We start from the raw sequence: 17,336 nt of genomic DNA on the forward strand, positions 1-17,336 counted from the left end.
GGGGCGAAAAGGCTGGCATGGCGTCTCATCTGGGTACTCCATGGTTAACAGATCGGTACATCCTTAACCCAATGTGTACCGATCGGTAAACTTTTGCAAGTCTTATTTTGGAATTTTGCGGGGCCGCTCTCGGAGGTTGTGATTTCAGCCATCGACCATTATGTACTGATCTGTACACTCAGGAGCCCGTATATGCGCCCAAACAAACGTGACGAACTGGTCCGCAAAGCCTTGCAGGTTTTTTACCGCGACGGCTTTCACGCCACCGGGATGGACAAGTTGGTGGTTGAAACGGGTGTCTCCAAAACCTCGATGTACAAGCATTTCCGTACCAAGGAGGATCTGATCCTTGCCGCGCTGCACTTACGGGATGAGAGTTTTCGCGAGGATTTCCTGAGCCGTATCAGCGAGATATCCGACACCCCGGCCGGTCAGTTGATCGCCAGCTTTGACGCATTGGGCGAGTGGTTCAGCGAGGAAGACTACCGCGGCTGCATGTTCATCAAGGCTGGGGCGGAATATCAGGAAGAGGATCACCCGATCCACAAACAGTCGGCGGAGCACAAGCAGATATTGCTGGATCACTTTACCGATCTGGCCCGCAAAGCTGGCGCGCGCGATCCGGAACACTTGGCCTGTCAGATCGTCCTGTTGCAGGAGGGCGCTATCGTTTCGGCAGTATTCCTGAAGTCCTGCGATCCGGCGCAAGATGCCAAGGCGGCAGCGCAAATTCTGCTGGACAACGCACTGGCATAAGCCGGGCCTGATCATCAAAACGACGTTGCGTTCCAGTGCCACGGGGCGGATTGGAATGCCAATTTCCTGCGGCTAGGCTTGTCATGCAAAGACGAGGGGGAGGATGTCGTATGCCGCTTTTTACCACGACTGCCGGTTGGGTTGCCGAAGAACACCAGATGTTCGCTGAAATGGCGGACCGGTTCATGGGGGAAGAACTGGCTCCTAATCTCGACCGCTGGAACGAGAACGGTGTTGTCGATCGTGATATGTGGCGCAAGGCGGGTGACATGGGATTGATGGCCGGTGCGATCCCCGAAGCTTATGGCGGAGTTGGGGGCGGCATCGGGTTTGACGCGGTGACGTTGTACGCACAGGCCTCGCACGGCGATTCCGGTTGGGGATACGCCATTCAGTCCATCGTCGTTCACTACATCAACACCTATGGCAGTGAGGATCAAAAGCGGAACTGGCTGCCGCGTCTGGCCTCGGGCGAGATGGTTGCTGCGCTGGCCATGACCGAACCCGGTACTGGTTCCGATGTGCAGTCCATTCGCACGACCGCGGACAAGGATGGCAATTCCTATCGGCTTAATGGGTCCAAGATATTCATCACCAATGGACAGTCCGCAGACCTGATCCTGGTGGCCTGCAAGACCGATAAATCTTTGGGTTCCAAGGGTGTCTCGCTGGTCGCTGTTGAGACCGAGGGCGCAGAGGGATTCCGCAAGGGGCGGAACCTCAAGAAGCTGGGCATGAAGGCCAATGACACTGCTGAATTGTTCTTTGAAGACGTCAAGGTGCCGATGACCAATCTTCTGGGTACGGAAGAGGGGCAGGGTTTCTATCAGATGATGAAACAGTTGCCGTGGGAACGTCTGACCATCGGCATCGGAGCGCTGGGCGCGATTGATTTTGCCATCGCAGAAACGGTGAAATACACGCAAGAGCGTAAAGCATTTGGCCAACGGGTGATGGATTTCCAGAACACCCGCTTCAAACTGGCCGAGTGCAAGACCAAGGCCGAAGTTCTGCGCAGCTTCGTCAATGACTGTATCGCGCGGCTTGAGGCGGGAACCTTGGATGCCGCCACCGCCTCGATGGTGAAGTACTGGGGGTCGGAAGTTCAGAACGAGGTCATGCACGAATGCCTGCAACTGTTCGGCGGCTATGGGTTCATGATGGAATACCCGATCGCCCGCCTCTACGCGGACGCGCGTGTTCAGATGATCTATGGTGGCACCAATGAGATCATGAAGGAACTTATCGCACGGTCTTTGGACACCTAGTTAAACCGCGTCTGCCTGGCCCCCTGCCGTCCGCAGGATGCAAGGCCAAAGGCCGCTCAGTGTGAAGCCGGTCAATTTTTACAGGCGCGGCGCCTGATCAATCTGGCCTTGCAGCCACGCGCGAAACGACTTCAGCGGTTCAGATTCCGCACGGGATTGCGGCCAGACAAGAAAAAAGTCCCCAAGGCTCACCCCTGGTCCGTGCCAAGCTTGTACCAGTCGGCCCGCCTTCAGGTCGGCCTCGACCAGATAGCTGGGCAGCAATGCCACGCCCAACCCGTGGATCGTGGCCTGCCCCATGGTCGAGAATTGATCGAACAGCATTCCACGAATCCCGGTAACCTCATGCCCCTGCGCGGCGAACCACTTTTCCCAGGCGTCGGGGCGCGTTTCGAGGTGCAGCAAAGGGGCTTGTGTTAGCCACCCTATGTCATCTGCAACATCGGGCAATAAATCGGGTGAGCATACCGGCAGTACGTCTTCGCGCATGATGGGCAAGTAGTTCACGCCAGCCCATTCGCGTTGGCCGAAGTGTATGGCAGCATCGAAACGTTCGGTGTCAAAGTCGAACGGCCGCAGCCGGGTATTCAGGTTTACCGTAACTTCCGGGTGGCGGCGTGCGAAATCCTGCAGACGTGGGGCTAGCCAGTGCATTCCGAAAGCAGGCAGGATCGACAGATTCAGCGACCCACCGGTTGGGTTGGCTTTCAGTTTCAGAGACGCCTGCGCAAGCTGATTGAGCGCAGTGCGCGCGACCTGAACGTATTCTTTCGCCGCAGGTGTCAGGTGCAACCGCATCTGGCTACGTTGGATCAGGTCCACACCTAATTGCTCTTCCATCGATTTGAGCTGTCGGCTGATCGCGCTTTGAGTCAGCGAGAGTTCCTCCGCGGCGGCTGAGGCACTGCCAAGGCGGTCGACGGCTTCAAGCGCCAGCAGAGAGGGGATAGAAGGCAAAAATCGACGCGGGGCTATCATATGACTAATCCTCATACCTTTCGGATGGAATATCACTGGCATTTGGGGCGCGCCAGCCCGATACACATACAGGCTTTTCTTTTGGGTGACCGGGTGAGGACCTGCGTGCTCTCCATGACAAAATCGCCCATCTAAAGAGTTGAAAGACCGGGGAACAGGCCATGGATCGCGCTCAGATCGTTCACGAAAACTTCCTGACCCGGGTTGCCAAAGGTGACTTTCCCGACGGTGCAGCACCGCGGCCAGGTCTCAGCAACACCGACGCGGTGTCGCTTTTTCGGTCTCAGGTCCTGAGCCGGGCGCTGGATCGCACCAGTCGCGCGATGCAGAAGGCGGGGCAGGGGTTCTATACCATCGGATCATCCGGGCATGAGGGGATGGCGGCTGTCGCGCACGCGTTGCGCCCTACCGATATCGCCTTTCTGCACTATCGTGATGCCGCGTTTCAAATTGCTCGGGCCGAGCAGGTGCCGGGTCAGCAGATCGCCTGGGACATGCTGCTCAGTTTTGCTTGTTCCAAAGAAGACCCGATCTCGGGCGGGCGGCATAAGGTTCTGGGCTCCAAGGCGCTGATGATCCCACCGCAGACTTCGACCATTGCCAGCCATCTGCCCAAGGCGGTTGGCGCGGCCTATAGTCTGGGCGCGGCACGGCGGCACACCCCCGAGCACCGGGAATTGCCCGAGGATGGGATTGCGATGTGTTCATTCGGGGACGCTTCGGCCAACCATTCCACGGCGCAGGGGGCGATCAACACCGCCGGGTGGACCAGCGTGCAATCGACGCCGCTGCCGCTGCTGTTTGTGTGCGAGGACAATGGCATCGGTATCTCGGTCAAAACACCGAGAGGCTGGATACAGGCGTCGATGGAGCATCGTCCGGGCATCAAGTATTTTCAGGCCAACGGGTTGGACATCTATGAGACCTTCGCCGTTGCGCAAGAGGCTGCAGATTACGTACGCACCCGTCGAAAGCCTGCCTTTTTGCATCTGAAAACCGTGCGCCTTTATGGCCATGCGGGGGCGGATGTGCCAACCACCTATCTGTCGAAGTCCGAGGTCGAATCGGACGAGGCCAATGACCCCTTGCTGCACTCTGTGCGTTTGTTGGATCAGGCGGGAGCGTTGTCGCCCGCTGAGGCGCTGAAAATCTACGAGGATACCTGCGCCCGCACGGACCGTGTAGCAGCTGAAGCAACCACTCGCCCGCATCTGGCCAATTCCGCTGAGGTGATGGCCAGCCTGATCCCTCCGAAACGTCCCTGCAAACCCACCAACGGTCCCAGTGCCGAGGCCCGGGCCAAGGCTTTTGGCGGCGACCTGCGCGCGATGGATGATCCGCAGCCCATGAGCCGCCTGATCAATTGGGCGCTTACCGATCTGATGCTGGAACATGGTGAGATCGTCTGCATGGGCGAAGACGTTGGCCGCAAGGGCGGCGTTTATGGCGTGACCCAGAAGCTGCAGCAGCGGTTCGGCCCGGACCGGGTGATCGACACGCTGCTGGACGAACAGTCCATTCTGGGGCTGGCGATTGGTATGGGGCACAACGGGTTCATCCCGATCCCCGAAATCCAATTTCTCGCCTACTTGCACAATGCCGAGGATCAGATCCGGGGCGAGGCCGCGACCCTGCCGTTTTTTTCGAACGGTCGGTTCACCAACCCGATGGTGCTGCGGATTGCGGGGTTGGGCTATCAGAAAGGGTTCGGCGGGCATTTCCACAACGATAACTCTCTGGCCGTGTTGCGTGATATTCCGGGTGTAATTATTGCCTGCCCCTCCAGCGGAGCGGATGCGGCGCAGATGCTGCGCGAATGCGTGCGATTGGCGCGGGAAGAGCAGCGCGTGGTGGTGTTTCTGGAGCCTATCGCCCTCTATCCAATGCGAGACCTGCATGAGGCGCAGGATGGCGGGTGGATGACAACCTATCCCTCACCGGATCAACGCATCGCGCTTGGTGAGGTTGGTGTGCACGGGGACGGTACCGATCTGGCTATCGTGACCTATGGCAACGGGCATTATCTGTCGAAACAGGCCCTGCCCGAATTGCAGGCCGCAGCCGTGAAGACCCGGATCATCGACATGCGCTGGCTCGCGCCGCTACCGGTCGAGGCGCTGCGCGAGGTCACCAAACCCTGCGCGCATGTTCTGGTTGTGGACGAATGCCGTCGCACCGGCAGCCAGTCCGAGGCGTTGATGACGTTCTTTGCCGAGGATAGCCCCGATACCCCAACCGCCCGCGTCGTGGCCGAAGATTGTTTCATCGCCACCGGCCCGGCATATGCTGCTCCGCTGCCGTCGAAGGACGGCATCGTTGCCGCCGCGCTCGCTTTGACCGGAGGTCGAGCATGACCCGCACTGCTGTCGTCATCTGCCCCGGGCGGGGCACCTATAACAAGCCCGAGTTGGGCTATTTGCACCGCCATCATGCGCAGCGGATGGACCTGTTTCGCAGTTTCGACGCCATCCGCGCCGATGCGGGGCAGGAGGCCGTGACCGCGCTGGATGGTGCAAGCCGTTACACAGTCAGCAAGTATTCCCGCGGAGATGTGGCCTCGCCCCTGATTTACGCCGCATCGTTAGCCGACGCGCAGACCATTGCTGAGGATATCGAGGTGGTCGCGGTCACCGGCAACTCGATGGGGTGGTATATCGCCTTGGCCGCAGGTGGTGCCCTGTCACCGCAAGACGGGTTTCGCATGGTGAACACGATGGGCACGTTGATGCAGGACCAGCTAATCGGTGGCCAATTGGTCTATCCGTTTGTGGGTGAGAACTGGGAAAACGACGCAGCCCGCAAGGCTGAACTACTGGCCGATGTGGCGCGGATCAACGCGTCCGAAGGCTGTGATCTGGCGCTGTCCATTGATCTGGGCGGAATGCTGGTTCTGGCGGGAAATGAGGCGGGGCTCAAGGCGTTTGAGGCCGCGCACCCTGGGATACAGGACCGTTTCCCGATGCGGCTTCCCAACCACGCGGCCTTTCACACCGCGTTGCAGGCCCCCGTTGCGGCCGAAGGGCGCGCCCGGTTGGGCGCCGAGATGTTTGGCCAGCCCGAACGCCCCCTGATCGATGGACGTGGCAAAATCTGGTGGCCGGGTGCGACGGATACGCAGGCGCTTCGGGATTATACGCTGGGTCATCAAGTGACCGAGGTCTACGACTTTACCCGCGCGATCCAGACCGCAGCACGTGAATTTGCACCCGACCTATTTATCGTGACGGGGCCCGGTGCGACGCTGGGCGGGGCTGTGGCCCAATCCCTGGTTCTGGCCGACTGGCGCGGCATGTCCGACAAGGCGGCGTTCCAGACGCAGCAGGACGCGCAGCCCTTTCTGATCGCCATGGGCCGCGACGATCAAAGGGCGCTTGCAACCAGCTGACCAAGCCCTGATGATCCGCACAAATTCAAGGAGCCCGGCGTGAGCGACCACAACCAGTCACTCTGGCTGAAAACCTGCCGAGAGCATGTCGAAAGCCTTCCCCTGACCGAAGATCTGACCGTTGATCTGGCTGTGATCGGTGGCGGTTATACGGGCTGTTCCGCTGCGCTGACGGCGGCGCGGGCCGGGGCGTCTGTGTGCCTGCTTGAGGCGCAGGAGATCGGCCATGGTGGCTCGGGGCGCAATGTCGGGTTGGCAAATGCCGGGTTATGGCTGCCGCCCGACGACATTCGCCAGCATCTTGGTCGTGACGCAGGGGATCGTCTGATTAACCTGCTGGCCACCGCGCCCGGCGATGTTTTTGATCTGATCGAAAAGCATGACATCAACTGCGAACCGGTGCGGAACGGTACGTTGCACTGCGCGCATTCCACTAAAGGTTTGCGAGACCTGCAGGAACGACACATGCAGCTATCCGCCAAAGGTGCTCCGGTTGAACTGCTGTCTGCCAACCAGACTGAACAGCGCACCGGCAGCGCCGCGTTCCAAGGTGCTCTGTTCGATCCGCGCGCGGGGACGATCCAGCCGCTGAGTTACGTCCGGGGCCTTGCTCGCGCTGCCGCCGAGGCCGGAGCGCATATCGCGACCCAAAGCCCGGTCCAATCCATTCAGCACAGCGACGGCGTTTGGACGCTGGAAACTGATCAAGGCACAGTGCGTGCGCAGTCGGTGATTCAGGCCACTAATGCCTATCACCAGGGGCTTCAGGCGACCGCTCCGGAATATGTGCCGGTCTATTATTTCCAGTTCGCGACCGCACCGCTGTCCGACAATCTACGCTCTAGTATCCTGCAGGGCGGAGAGGGATGCTGGGATACCGGCCTGATCATGACCTCGTTTCGCATAGACGGTGAAGGACGCCTGATCATCGGTGCGATGGGCGATCTGGGGCAAGCGGGCCGCTCCACCCACACCGCCTGGATCAGACGCAAACTGGCCGAGCTTTTCCCGCAACTGGCTGGTCAGCCGTTGATCGAGGGTTGGCACGGCCGGATCGCCATGACATCGGACCACATTCCCAAGATCACGCAGATAGGTCCTAACGCGCTGTCGGTGCATGGGTATTCCGGGCGCGGCATCGGCCCGGGCACCGTGTTTGGTCGACTTATGGCGGAAAGCCTGCTGCAGGATGATCCGTCGCTACTGCCCGTTCCGGTAATCGCTGAATACCACGAAAGTTGGACCGGCCTGCGGCGCGCCTATTTCGAAACCGGTGCGGCGTTGACCCATTTCGTCAAGGCGCGGTTCTGATCATGGTAACTCAGTCCTGCAACGCTGCGGCGACGGCCTCGATCCGGGTGCGCTACCAAGGATGGGTCGGGTTGTTGTGCGCGCAGGTGACAGGCCACGTAGATTGAGACCTTAAATGAGGACTGTCGGAAAGCCCGTGGCGACTCGCTGCCCTTACCGGCGAGATCAGTTTTGCTCGAACGATCTGTGTCTGGTCATGTATGGATTTGCAGTCCAGTAGGCATTAGGTGACAGTCATCATCAGGAGGTGCTCGATGGGGATCCGCTTTTTCTCGGATAAGAACCGACCGGTCCACATGGGCCGGTATCCTTTGGAGCGGCTGGCGCGGCAGGTGTCGACGCCTGACTTGGCTGTGGTGAAACCGATGCGGACGCTCAGCTTTCATCGCCCGGATCAGCCTGAAAGCATCGTCAACGCGATGGGTGAGTTTCAGGCGATGATGGACACCATCCGCGACGGGTTCGTAAACCCGGTGGTTTCCGACGTCCCGGACGATCCGGTTGAACGCGCCAATCATCTGAAGGCGTTTGGTTACTTCAACGATGCCTCGATGATCGGTTGTGGCCCGCTGCCGCCCGAGGCGATGCTGGCTGAACCACGACGCAACCCTGATATCGACCGTTTGGCGCATGCACTAAAGACACGGCAGACCAAGACGCTGGCATCAGGCATTGACTTGATCATGGCCGATCTAAAGGAAAGCATGGAGGCCGAGCCCAGGCCGATGGGCTCGCACCGCCATGCCATCGTTTTCCTCTACGAACACAACCGCGACCCCTCTCCCGAGGAACCCGGCGCAGACTGGATCATCGACGCGCAGGATCACCGAGCTTGCCTGTTGGCGACCGAGAACGCGGTGGTGATCGCCAACTATATCCGCCTACTGGGCTATGACGCACGGGCACATTCGGTAATGTCGTCCGAGGTCGATCTGGGCAGGCTGGCTGTTGCGGCGGGTCTGGCCTCGGTCGAGGATGGCGACATTATTGCCCCATGGCTGGGCAAGCGCTTCGGTCTGGCCACCGTGACCACCGAGATGGAAATTGCCCATGACCAGCCCCTGCAACCGATGGCGCAGCAGCCTTGGTTCCGCACTCAGGGACCTGCTTGGTGGTTGGGCGCTGGTTTTGCCAAGAACGCACTGAACCGTGACCCTTACGCTAAGCGGCGTTACGTGGACGGGGCGCATCCGTTCGAGAATCTTAAGCGGGTTGAGACGCCGACCACCTATATCGACGAAGAAAACGTCGCTCGCGTGCCCAAACGCGCCGATATGTTCGCGCGGGCGCAGTTCGGGGATATGGGCAAGCATCTGCAGGATGCGGCGAAGGGCGGCTATTACGTGCGCAAGTCCGCACCGAGTTTCGCGCAACGCCGCGCGCTGGGCGCGTTTGTTCTTCTGCAGGACGGCGACAGCGCCGATGCGACGCCGCCGACCGACGCAACGCGCAACGCTGCGAACATCAAGGCCGCGACTTATTTCCTTGGCGTGGATGCGGTGGGCCTCAGCCGGTGCCCGGACTGGGCGTGGTATTCCCATGATGCGACGGGCGAGGAGATCACTCCGCCACACGATCAAGCCATCAGCATGATCATCGATCAGGGCTATGAAACGATGGAGGGCGCAAGCGGCGATGACTGGATCAGCGTGGCCCAGTCGATGCGCGCCTATCTGCGCTTTTCCTTGCTGGGCGGAGTAGTCGCGCAGCAGATCCGCAATCTCGGCTACAAGGCCAAGGCGCATACGGTGATGGATGGCGAGGTGTTGCAGCCTCCGCTGTTGTTGCTGTCCGGCCTGGGTGAGGTCAGTCGGATCGGCGAGGTCATCCTGAACCCCTATCTCGGCCCGCGTTTAAAATCCGGCGCAGTAACGACGGATATGCCGATGGCACACGACAAGCCGATTGATTTCGGTCTTCAGACATTCTGTGAAAGCTGCAACAAATGCGCGCGCGAATGTCCTTCGGGGGCGATCACCGCCGGGCCGAAACTTATGTTCAACGGCTATGAAATCTGGAAATCCGACAGTCAGAAATGCGCCACCTACCGGGTGACCACTCCGGGCGGAGCAATGTGCGGGCGGTGTATGAAAACCTGCCCGTGGAACCTTGAAGGGATATTCAAGGAACGCCCCTTCCGCTGGGCCGCGATGAACATTCCGCAGGCAGCTCCTGTGTTGGCAAAATTGGACGATGCGGTCGGTAATGGCGGGTTGAACGACACCAAGAAATGGTGGTGGGACATCGAGTTGCAGTCGGATGGCGCGTACCGCCCAACGGAACACCCTCTGAACCGGCGCGACCTGCAAACCGATCTGGACTTGAAATACGAAGATCAGACGCTGGCCGTCTACCCCGCCTATCTGGCCCCGCATCCCTGGCCCTATCCCTTCGCTATGGACCGCGAGGTCGGAATCGCGGCCTATCAGGAAATGGTGACAGCCGAGGAATACCAAGCCCGCAAGGCTGCCGGGGACATGTCGGTCATCCACCGCTATACCATCGCTGGGGACGCACCAGTGATGCGGGTCGAACTGACGAAGGTCGACAAGATGACGGCAGACGTGACCAAATACGAGTTCTCGCCACTTAACGGTGTTCCACTGCCAGGGTGGACTGCGGGCGCGCATCTGGATGTTCTGGTCGCGCCGGAATTCCTGCGGCAGTATTCCATGTCCGGCGACCCCTCGGACCGGGCGACCTATCAGATCGGCGTGCTGCGCGAGGATGAGGGGCGCGGCGGCTCGGCCATGCTACATCGTATCTTCAACGAGGGGCGCAAGGTTTTCATCTCGAAACCGATCAATCATTTCGAGTTGGAGGAAACGGCGACCAAAACCTTCCTGATGGGCGGCGGCATCGGCATCACCCCGATGATTGCATTTGCCCACCGTTTGCACGCTTTGGGCAAACCGTTCGAGTTGCACTATTCCGCCAGCACCCGCGCGGGTGCGGGGTATATGGACGATCTGGCTGCGATGCCTTGGGCGGATCACGTGCACTATCACTTTTCGGACGAAGGCACGCGCGCTGATCTGAATGGGATCCTGTCCGGTTATCAGGACGGCTGGCATGTCTACACCTGCGGTCCGGACCGCTATATGGACGGCGTCATGCAGGCGGCGGAATGGCAGGGTTTTCCCGAGGATGCGCGGCATCTGGAGTACTTCTCGGTTCCCGAACAGCCGGAGTATGAAAATCACCCGTTCACCCTGAAGCTGGTTCGGTCGGGGCGTGAGCTGGCGGTACCTGCGGAAAAGGACGCCGCGCAGGTGTTGAATGAGGCAGGAATTCACGTGGATGTGAAATGCGCCGATGGCATCTGTGGGGTTTGCAAATGCGGCGTAGTTTCCGGCAAAATCGAACATCGCGATTTCGTTCTGTCCAACAAACAACGCGAGAGCGCTATCATACTGTGCCAAAGCCGAGCAGCGCAGCCGGACGGTGTGATCGAGATTGACCTCTGACATAAGGTCAGGAAACGACATCCGGTAACATAAAAATTGGTCGCTCCTGCCATGGACGCCGGGGGGTTGCTGCACTAACGTCCCCTGCGAACCCCAGTCTACCCTGATCAACAGGTGCGAGGTATTTTCATGGATTATCACAGCCCCGCCAGCTTTGCCGAGGCGTCGGCACTGGCTGCAAACGCGACGGGCACTACGCGGTTTCTGGCAGGCGGCACGGATGTTCTGGTGCAACTGCGCTCGGAACTGGTGACGCCTGATACGCTGATTGACATCAAGAAAATCGACGGCGTGCGTGATATCACGCGCAACGCCGATGGCAGCTGGAGGCTCGGCGTTGCCGCCACCGGTGCCGAAATGAGTGAGCATCCCGAGCTTGGTCGCGACTGGCCCGGTGTGGTTGAAGCCATGGATCTGATCGGCTCGACACAGGTACAAGGGCGCGCGACATTGACGGGCAACCTGTGCAATGGTTCTCCGGCGGCGGATTCGGTTCCGGCAATGGTGGCTGCAGGTGTGACCGTGACCGTGACTGGCTCGGACGGAGACCGCGAGGTGGCTGTCGAAGACATCCCCACGGGCCCCGGCAAAACGTCGCTGGCGAAGGGAGAGGTGATATCCTCCGTCAACATCCCCGCGCGCGGCGAGAATGGCGGTGATGCTTACCTGCGATTCATCCCGCGCACGGAAATGGACATTGCCGTGGTCGGCGTTGGCGTAAACCTGCGTCTTGACGGCGATACCATCACCGAGGCCCGGGTGTCTTTGGGCGCGGTGGCTCCTACTGTCCTGCTGGTTGAAGACTGCGCTAAAGCAATCATCGGTAGCACGCTGGATGACGCCGCGCTGGACGCTTTGGCTGCCGCCGCCTCGGCTGCCTGCAACCCGATCGACGACAAGCGCGGCACCATTGCGTTCCGCACCGAGGTCGCTGGCGTTTTGGCCAAGCGGGCCGCTAAAATCGCCTATGCCCGTGCCAAGGGAGAGCAAGCATGAGCAAACTCCACGTATCCACCACCGTGAACGGAGACACGGTTGAATACCTGTGCGATCCGCGCGAAACCCTGCTGGATTGTCTGCGCGACAAGCTGAACCTGACCGGAGCGAAAGAGGGCTGCGGCACCGGCGACTGTGGCGCGTGCTCGGTCACGGTTGATGGCCGTTTGGTCTGTTCCTGCCTGATGCTGGGCGTTGAGGCGGATGGTAGACAGATCGAAACCGTCGAAGGGATCGCCGACGGGGATGTTCTGCACCCGCTGCAGAAGAAGTTCATCGAACATGCCGCCCTTCAGTGCGGTATCTGCACCCCGGGCATTCTGGTTGCCGCCAAGTCGCTGTTGGAAAAGAACCCCAACCCGACCGAAGAGGAAACCCGGTACTGGCTGGCAGGCAACCTCTGCCGCTGCACCGGTTATGACAAGATCATTCGTGCCGTGATGGAAACGGCAGAAGAACTGCGGGAGGCTTCGTAATGGCACTCGACGATCGCAAATCTGAATTTACTTTTGTTGGCACCCGCCCGGATCGCCCGGACGGGCTAGACAAGGTGACAGGCCGCGCCAAATTCGGCGCCGATGCCTATGCGCCGGGGATGCTGCACGGGGCGATCCTGCGCTCGCCGCACGCCCATGCGCGGATCGTGAAGATCGATACCTCGAAAGCGGAGGCACATAAGGACGTCAAAGCCGTCGTAACCCGTGCAGATTTCGCCGAAGTACCGTTCAAGCCCGGTCTGGAGGGTGAGTTCTGGAACGTGCTGGAAAACGTCATGGCGGGGGAAAAGGCCTTGTATGACGGGCACGCGGTAGCAGCCGTTGCGGCCACGTCAGCCCTGGCGGCGCGCGATGCGCTCAAGCTGATTGAGGTTGAATACGAGGTTCTGCCCCACGTCACCGACGTGGACAAGGCGATGGCACCCGACGCACCCGTGATCCGCGAAGGTGCTGCGGATTATTCCGTTCCCGAAGGGATGCACCCGAACGTCGTGCGCTATCACGAAAGCGGTCATGGAGATGTTGAGGCCGGCTTTGCCGAGGCTGATCTGGTGATGGAAGACAGCTTTGCCACCGAGGCGACCCATCAGGGTTACATCGAACCGCACGCCTGTCTGGGGATGCTGGGCAATGACGGCAAAGGTGAGCTGTGGTGCACCACCCAAGGCCACTGGATCGCGCAGAAGACCTGTGCGGCTCTGCTGGGAATCGAGACCTCGCAACTGCGGGTGACCGCGTCCGAGATTGGCGGCGGCTTCGGCGGCAAGACCACTGTTTTCATCGAACCCGTGGCACTGGCGCTCAGCCGTAAGGCCAACCGCCCGGTCAAACTGGTGATGAGTCGGTCCGAGGTGTTCCGGGCGACCGGGCCGACAGCCTCGGCATCGATGGACATCAAGATCGGCATGAAGAAGGACGGCACGATCACCGCGGCGCGCGGCGACTTCCGCCTGCAGGGTGGGGCATTCCCCGGCGCTCCGGGCGACATGACGGCCATGTGTGCTTTCGCGGCGTACAACCTGACCAACGTCAAACAGATCGGCTATGACGTCATGGCCAACCGCCCGAAGCAAGCCGCCTATCGCGCGCCCGGCGCGCCGATGGGGGCCTTTGCCGTTGAGTCGGTCATCGACGAGATGTGTAAAAAGCTGGGCCTGGACCCCATCGACGTTCGCCTAAAAAACGCCGCGCACGAAGGCACTAAGGCCAGCTATGGCCCGCGTTACGAGCGCATCGGTCTGGTCGAAACGCTCGAGGCTGCCAAGGCGCATCCACATTATTCGGCTCCGTTGAAACCGGGGCAGGGGCGTGGGATTTCCTGCGGCTTCTGGTTCAACCATGGTGGCGAAACGTCGGTGTCCTTGGCCCTGTCCGAGGACGGCTCGGCACAGTTGATGGTCGGCACGCCCGATATCGGTGGTTCGCGGGCATCCATGGCGCTGATGGCGGCTGAAGTGCTGGGCATTCCCTATGAGAATATCCGTGTCACCATCGCCGACACCGCTACGCTGGGCTATAACGACGTCAGCCACGGCTCGCGCGTGACCTATGCCAGCGGTCTGGCAACCATCAAGGCAGCCAAACACGCGGTTGAGAAACTGTGTGAACGCGCGGCGGCCAGTTGGGGAATCCCAACTGACGCAGTGAAATGGGAAAACGGCTGTGCCGTGCCTTCGGGCCCAAATGCAGGTGACTTCGACCCGCGCCCGCTGGCGGATATTACCGCTCATATGGGTTCGACTGGTGGCCCGATCTCGGGCCATTTCGAGGCCACCCCCGAAGGGGCGGGCGTGTCATTCGGCACCCATATTGTTGATGCCGAGGTCGATCCGGAAACCGGGAAGACTAGCGTCACCCGCTACACGGTCATTCAGGACGCTGGCAAGGCGATCCACCCGACCTATGTGGAGGGTCAGTATCAAGGCGGTGCCGCACAAGGTATCGGCTGGGCGCTGAACGAGGAATACATCTATGGCGACGACGGTCGCCTTCAGAACTCGATCTTCCTTGACTATCGCATCCCGGTTGCCAGTGACCTGCCGATGATCGACACGGTAATCGTCGAAGTGCCCAACCCCGGCCATCCGTTCGGTGTACGTGGTGTTGGGGAAACCGGTATCGTGCCACCCTTGGCCGCTATCGCCAACGCGGTGTCCCATGCGGCGGGCGTTCGGATGAAGCAACTTCCGATGTCGCCGCCTCGCATTCTCGCGGCGCTCAAGGACAATGGTTGAGGTTCACCTCTGGTCCGGTCTCCGGTCTCTGACCGGGGGCCATCAGGTGGTGGAGGTTCAGGCCAAAACCACCGGCGAACTGTTACGGGAACTGGTTCGTCAGCACCCCCAGCTTCAGGGGCCGATTGATGCGGGCGTGTCCGTCGCTATTGACGGGCGCGTCATCGCCACCGGCTTGACCGAGCCGATCCCAGAAGGCAGCGAGGTTTACCTGATGCAGCGTCTAAGGGGCGGTTAAGCCTTAGGCGACCACGGCTCGCGGCCGACCATCCGATCGGCTTCGGCGGTGATGTCGTTCATATGCTGTTCAAGACCTTGGCGCAGGGCCTCGATCTGTTCTTCCGAGGCCTTGCGCGGCACGGTTTCCGTCCATTCACGGCACAGAAACACACCCTTGTTCCGCCAGGGGCGGGGCATCAGTAGCCGGTCCCATGTCCCCGCTTCGCTGCCATGCTGCGCGGAAAAAGTGATCCCGAACACCCGTTTGCCAGATGTACGGGCCCAGACCAAAGGCACCGTGGACAGTACCCGCTCGGGCCCGCGCGGGCCATCCGCGGCGATGCCGATGGAAATCCCCTGCTTCATCTTTCCGATCACTTCGCGCGACACCGCAATGTTGTTTGAGTGTTTGCTGGTCATGGCAATTGTGTCCATGCCGAACAGTTTCTGCACCCGACCTACCATGCTGCCTGCCCGTGCGGAGGATGTGATTGAGCAGATGCGCCCCTTGTCCAGCGGAAAGAAATAGGGCGATTGCGCCAACCGTTGATGCCAAAGCACAACGATGACCGGCTCACCCTGTTCGGCCAACTGGTCCAATTCCTCGTATCCGATACGTTGCCATTCGGTGTTGCGATTGACCAACCGGATATAGCTCGCAATCCGTCGCGCAGCCCAGTTCAAAACGGCCTCGCTGTTGGCGATTTTCTTGCGAATACTCACGGATGGGGTCCTTTATGCTGACCAAACCGTGTCTTATAGAACTCAACGCCGCGCGCAACTTGTTTGTCGAATGCATTAGTCGCGCAGAATCTGAAAAAGCCTCTTGAGTCCGCCGCGCGGCTGGCATATCTGAGGCGCACCTTAGGGGTATAGCTCAGTTGGTAGAGCGACGGTCTCCAAAACCGTAGGTCGCGGGTTCGAACCCTGCTGCCCCTGCCATTCCTCCCAATCCCGTTTCCAAGATGTTGCCTTTGCAGCGGCATAGTATTCGCGCATTGTTTAGGCGTGTTGCAGCAGCCAGCCTAACATCTGGGAATTAGCGGTGCCTGTCTGCGCACCGCATTACCACCTCGCAGACGCCGAACCGCCTGGACGTTAGGTCAACAACATCTGGTCCCCGATGTTCGTTTTATGCCGTGTAGGCATTGTTTTCGCATCCTGACCATCCAGGTTCAATGCGAGGTCTTTGTAGAAGCCTTTGCTGTCAAACCACCAGCGATGGGATCTGGTCATCGAGCGTTTTCCTTTGGGGACATCGCGCTTGTATTGTTCGTCGCAGTAGATATCCCAATGACCTTTCGAGGTCAGCTTTGGCATGCCGACTCGGCCGGCGCGTTTCCGACCGCCGTTCACTAGGCCGCCGGAGAGTGACAAAACCTTGTCCTTGCCGCTGTAATAGTTCGTGAAACGCTTGCTTCGCTTTTTCAGAACCAGATTCCCCCACGCCCCTTTTTCCAACCACGTCGCGTCTACATCGCCTGAGGCAAACATCACCTGGTCCGCTGACCAGATCTTATTGCCCGGGCCAGCAGCGTCGCCAAAATCAGAGAAGGCGCGCAGCACAACCAGAGTTCCCATGGAATGCGCGAGTATGTGGACTTTGGGTTTGGAAGGCATACCCAGAAGCGGCAGCATACCGTCTCCAACAAGGTGAGGTGCCACCGCTTTGGCGTCAGCACGGTCCCGGTCGTAAGCGTGGGGCGATCCGTCGCTGGGCCAGTCAAACGCGACGACTGCGCCCTTGAAACCGTTTGATCTGGCGCCGTTTTCAATTTTTTCCAAACGATCCAACATGTCCTTCTGGCTTGTGTTGAACCCGTGAACGTAAATTAAAACTGCGGAGTCTCCGCCCTGTTGGCGTACGAGGTTCAGCCAATCGGCCTTTTTGACAATGCTTCCCTTGCGGACACTGCCATCGGCGCTTTTCTTGGTGATGTTGACGTATCTCGTTTTCGCTGCCGGCTTCAGAGTAAATTTCTTTTTCTGTGAATTGTAAGTTCGTCGTGAAAAAAACAGTGCCATGTCATCTACTCCAACTAATCTAATCTTAGAATTCTGGCACGAATCTCCATTTCTACAAAGTTTGATGCCTGGAAAGCGCCAGTTCAGAAAATCGCCACCCACGACGCACTAGTTTCTGGCGAAGTTTTTGGCCAATTTCGGTTGGCGTGAACCGGCCAAACCCGGTTCCCTCTGTCTGCAGAATGGCATAAAGTCCGGCC

General features: G+C 59.7%; 13 protein-coding genes and 1 tRNA gene. 11 read left to right on the top strand and 3 right to left on the bottom strand.

Annotated features, from left to right (window positions below; translation table 11 throughout):
* The first annotated feature begins 192 nt into the window (after positions 1-192).
* Together ACR0ER_RS11460 and ACR0ER_RS11465 are read left to right on the top strand one after the other, a co-directional pair.
* Complete coding sequence (locus ACR0ER_RS11460) at positions 193-756, top strand: TetR/AcrR family transcriptional regulator (RefSeq protein WP_170332252.1); 564 nt, start codon at positions 193-195, stop codon at positions 754-756.
* Positions 757-866: 110 nt separating this feature from the next.
* Positions 867-2,024 carry an acyl-CoA dehydrogenase family protein gene (locus tag ACR0ER_RS11465; protein ID WP_480769025.1) on the top strand — a complete coding sequence of 386 codons (1,158 nt, stop codon included), beginning with the start codon at positions 867-869 and terminating at the stop codon, positions 2,022-2,024.
* Positions 2,025-2,102: 78 nt separating this feature from the next.
* On the opposite strand, the gene ACR0ER_RS11470 is transcribed toward ACR0ER_RS11465, so the two are convergent.
* Positions 2,103-3,002: a LysR substrate-binding domain-containing protein gene (locus ACR0ER_RS11470; RefSeq protein WP_480769026.1), complete on the bottom strand. Its 900-nt coding sequence runs from the start codon at positions 3,000-3,002 to the stop codon at positions 2,103-2,105.
* A gap of 161 nt (positions 3,003-3,163) precedes the next feature.
* On the opposite strand from ACR0ER_RS11470, the gene ACR0ER_RS11475 reads away from it, so the two are divergent.
* The 8 genes from ACR0ER_RS11475 (at position 3,164) to ACR0ER_RS11510 (ending at position 15,130) form a co-directional block, all read left to right on the top strand.
* Complete coding sequence (locus ACR0ER_RS11475; protein ID WP_480769027.1) at positions 3,164-5,356, top strand: dehydrogenase E1 component subunit alpha/beta; 2,193 nt, start codon at positions 3,164-3,166, stop codon at positions 5,354-5,356.
* Positions 5,353-6,387 (top strand): ACP S-malonyltransferase, encoded by a 1,035-nt coding sequence (locus ACR0ER_RS11480; RefSeq protein WP_480769028.1) that lies wholly within the window; start codon positions 5,353-5,355, stop codon positions 6,385-6,387. Before ACR0ER_RS11475 ends, ACR0ER_RS11480 begins: the two co-directional genes overlap by 4 nt.
* A 39-nt stretch (positions 6,388-6,426) precedes the next feature.
* Entirely contained in the window at positions 6,427-7,698 is a 1,272-nt protein-coding gene (locus tag ACR0ER_RS11485) for an NAD(P)/FAD-dependent oxidoreductase (RefSeq protein WP_480769029.1), read from the top strand.
* Between the two features lie 254 nt (positions 7,699-7,952).
* Complete coding sequence (locus ACR0ER_RS11490) at positions 7,953-11,165, top strand: reductive dehalogenase (protein WP_480769030.1); 3,213 nt, start codon at positions 7,953-7,955, stop codon at positions 11,163-11,165.
* A 129-nt stretch (positions 11,166-11,294) separates the two neighbouring features.
* Positions 11,295-12,161, top strand: coding sequence for an FAD binding domain-containing protein (locus ACR0ER_RS11495; RefSeq protein WP_480769031.1), 867 nt, complete (start codon positions 11,295-11,297; stop codon positions 12,159-12,161).
* A complete protein-coding gene (locus ACR0ER_RS11500; protein WP_480769032.1) occupies positions 12,158-12,637 on the top strand; it encodes a (2Fe-2S)-binding protein in 480 nt (159 codons plus the stop codon). Before ACR0ER_RS11495 ends, ACR0ER_RS11500 begins: the two co-directional genes overlap by 4 nt.
* On the top strand, positions 12,637-14,892 hold the full coding sequence (locus tag ACR0ER_RS11505; RefSeq protein WP_480769033.1) for a xanthine dehydrogenase family protein molybdopterin-binding subunit: 2,256 nt from the start codon (positions 12,637-12,639) through the stop codon (positions 14,890-14,892). The genes ACR0ER_RS11500 and ACR0ER_RS11505 overlap by 1 nt, the downstream gene beginning before the upstream one ends.
* Complete coding sequence (locus ACR0ER_RS11510; RefSeq protein WP_480769034.1) at positions 14,885-15,130, top strand: MoaD/ThiS family protein; 246 nt, start codon at positions 14,885-14,887, stop codon at positions 15,128-15,130. Before ACR0ER_RS11505 ends, ACR0ER_RS11510 begins: the two co-directional genes overlap by 8 nt.
* Here the strand turns inward: ACR0ER_RS11510 and ACR0ER_RS11515 are convergent.
* Positions 15,127-15,834, bottom strand: coding sequence for a lysophospholipid acyltransferase family protein (locus ACR0ER_RS11515; RefSeq protein ID WP_480769035.1), 708 nt, complete (start codon positions 15,832-15,834; stop codon positions 15,127-15,129). The two genes, ACR0ER_RS11510 and ACR0ER_RS11515, sit on opposite strands and share 4 nt — an antisense overlap.
* Before the next feature lie 143 nt (positions 15,835-15,977).
* Between ACR0ER_RS11515 and ACR0ER_RS11520 the strand changes: the two genes are divergently transcribed.
* A tRNA-Trp gene (locus ACR0ER_RS11520) sits at positions 15,978-16,053 on the top strand.
* A gap of 156 nt (positions 16,054-16,209) precedes the next feature.
* Here the strand turns inward: ACR0ER_RS11520 and ACR0ER_RS11525 are convergent.
* Positions 16,210-17,238: an alpha/beta hydrolase gene (locus tag ACR0ER_RS11525; RefSeq protein WP_480769036.1), complete on the bottom strand. Its 1,029-nt coding sequence runs from the start codon at positions 17,236-17,238 to the stop codon at positions 16,210-16,212.
* Positions 17,239-17,336: the final 98 nt, after the last annotated feature.

The sequence above is a fragment of the Ruegeria sp. CH8 genome, from assembly GCF_056536985.1.

What these genes read in the sequence shown, in the direction of transcription:
- ACR0ER_RS11460 (WP_170332252.1), top strand. Translation starts at nt 193, where the DNA reads ATGCGCCCAAACAAACGTGACGAACTGGTCCGCAAAGCCTTGCAGGTT.
- ACR0ER_RS11465 (WP_480769025.1), top strand. Translation starts at nt 867, where the DNA reads ATGCCGCTTTTTACCACGACTGCCGGTTGGGTTGCCGAAGAACACCAG.
- ACR0ER_RS11470 (WP_480769026.1), bottom strand. Translation starts at nt 3,002, where the DNA reads ATGATAGCCCCGCGTCGATTTTTGCCTTCTATCCCCTCTCTGCTGGCG.
- ACR0ER_RS11475 (WP_480769027.1), top strand. Translation starts at nt 3,164, where the DNA reads ATGGATCGCGCTCAGATCGTTCACGAAAACTTCCTGACCCGGGTTGCC.
- ACR0ER_RS11480 (WP_480769028.1), top strand. Translation starts at nt 5,353, where the DNA reads ATGACCCGCACTGCTGTCGTCATCTGCCCCGGGCGGGGCACCTATAAC.
- ACR0ER_RS11490 (WP_480769030.1), top strand. Translation starts at nt 7,953, where the DNA reads ATGGGGATCCGCTTTTTCTCGGATAAGAACCGACCGGTCCACATGGGC.
- ACR0ER_RS11495 (WP_480769031.1), top strand. Translation starts at nt 11,295, where the DNA reads ATGGATTATCACAGCCCCGCCAGCTTTGCCGAGGCGTCGGCACTGGCT.
- ACR0ER_RS11500 (WP_480769032.1), top strand. Translation starts at nt 12,158, where the DNA reads ATGAGCAAACTCCACGTATCCACCACCGTGAACGGAGACACGGTTGAA.
- ACR0ER_RS11505 (WP_480769033.1), top strand. Translation starts at nt 12,637, where the DNA reads ATGGCACTCGACGATCGCAAATCTGAATTTACTTTTGTTGGCACCCGC.
- ACR0ER_RS11510 (WP_480769034.1), top strand. Translation starts at nt 14,885, where the DNA reads ATGGTTGAGGTTCACCTCTGGTCCGGTCTCCGGTCTCTGACCGGGGGC.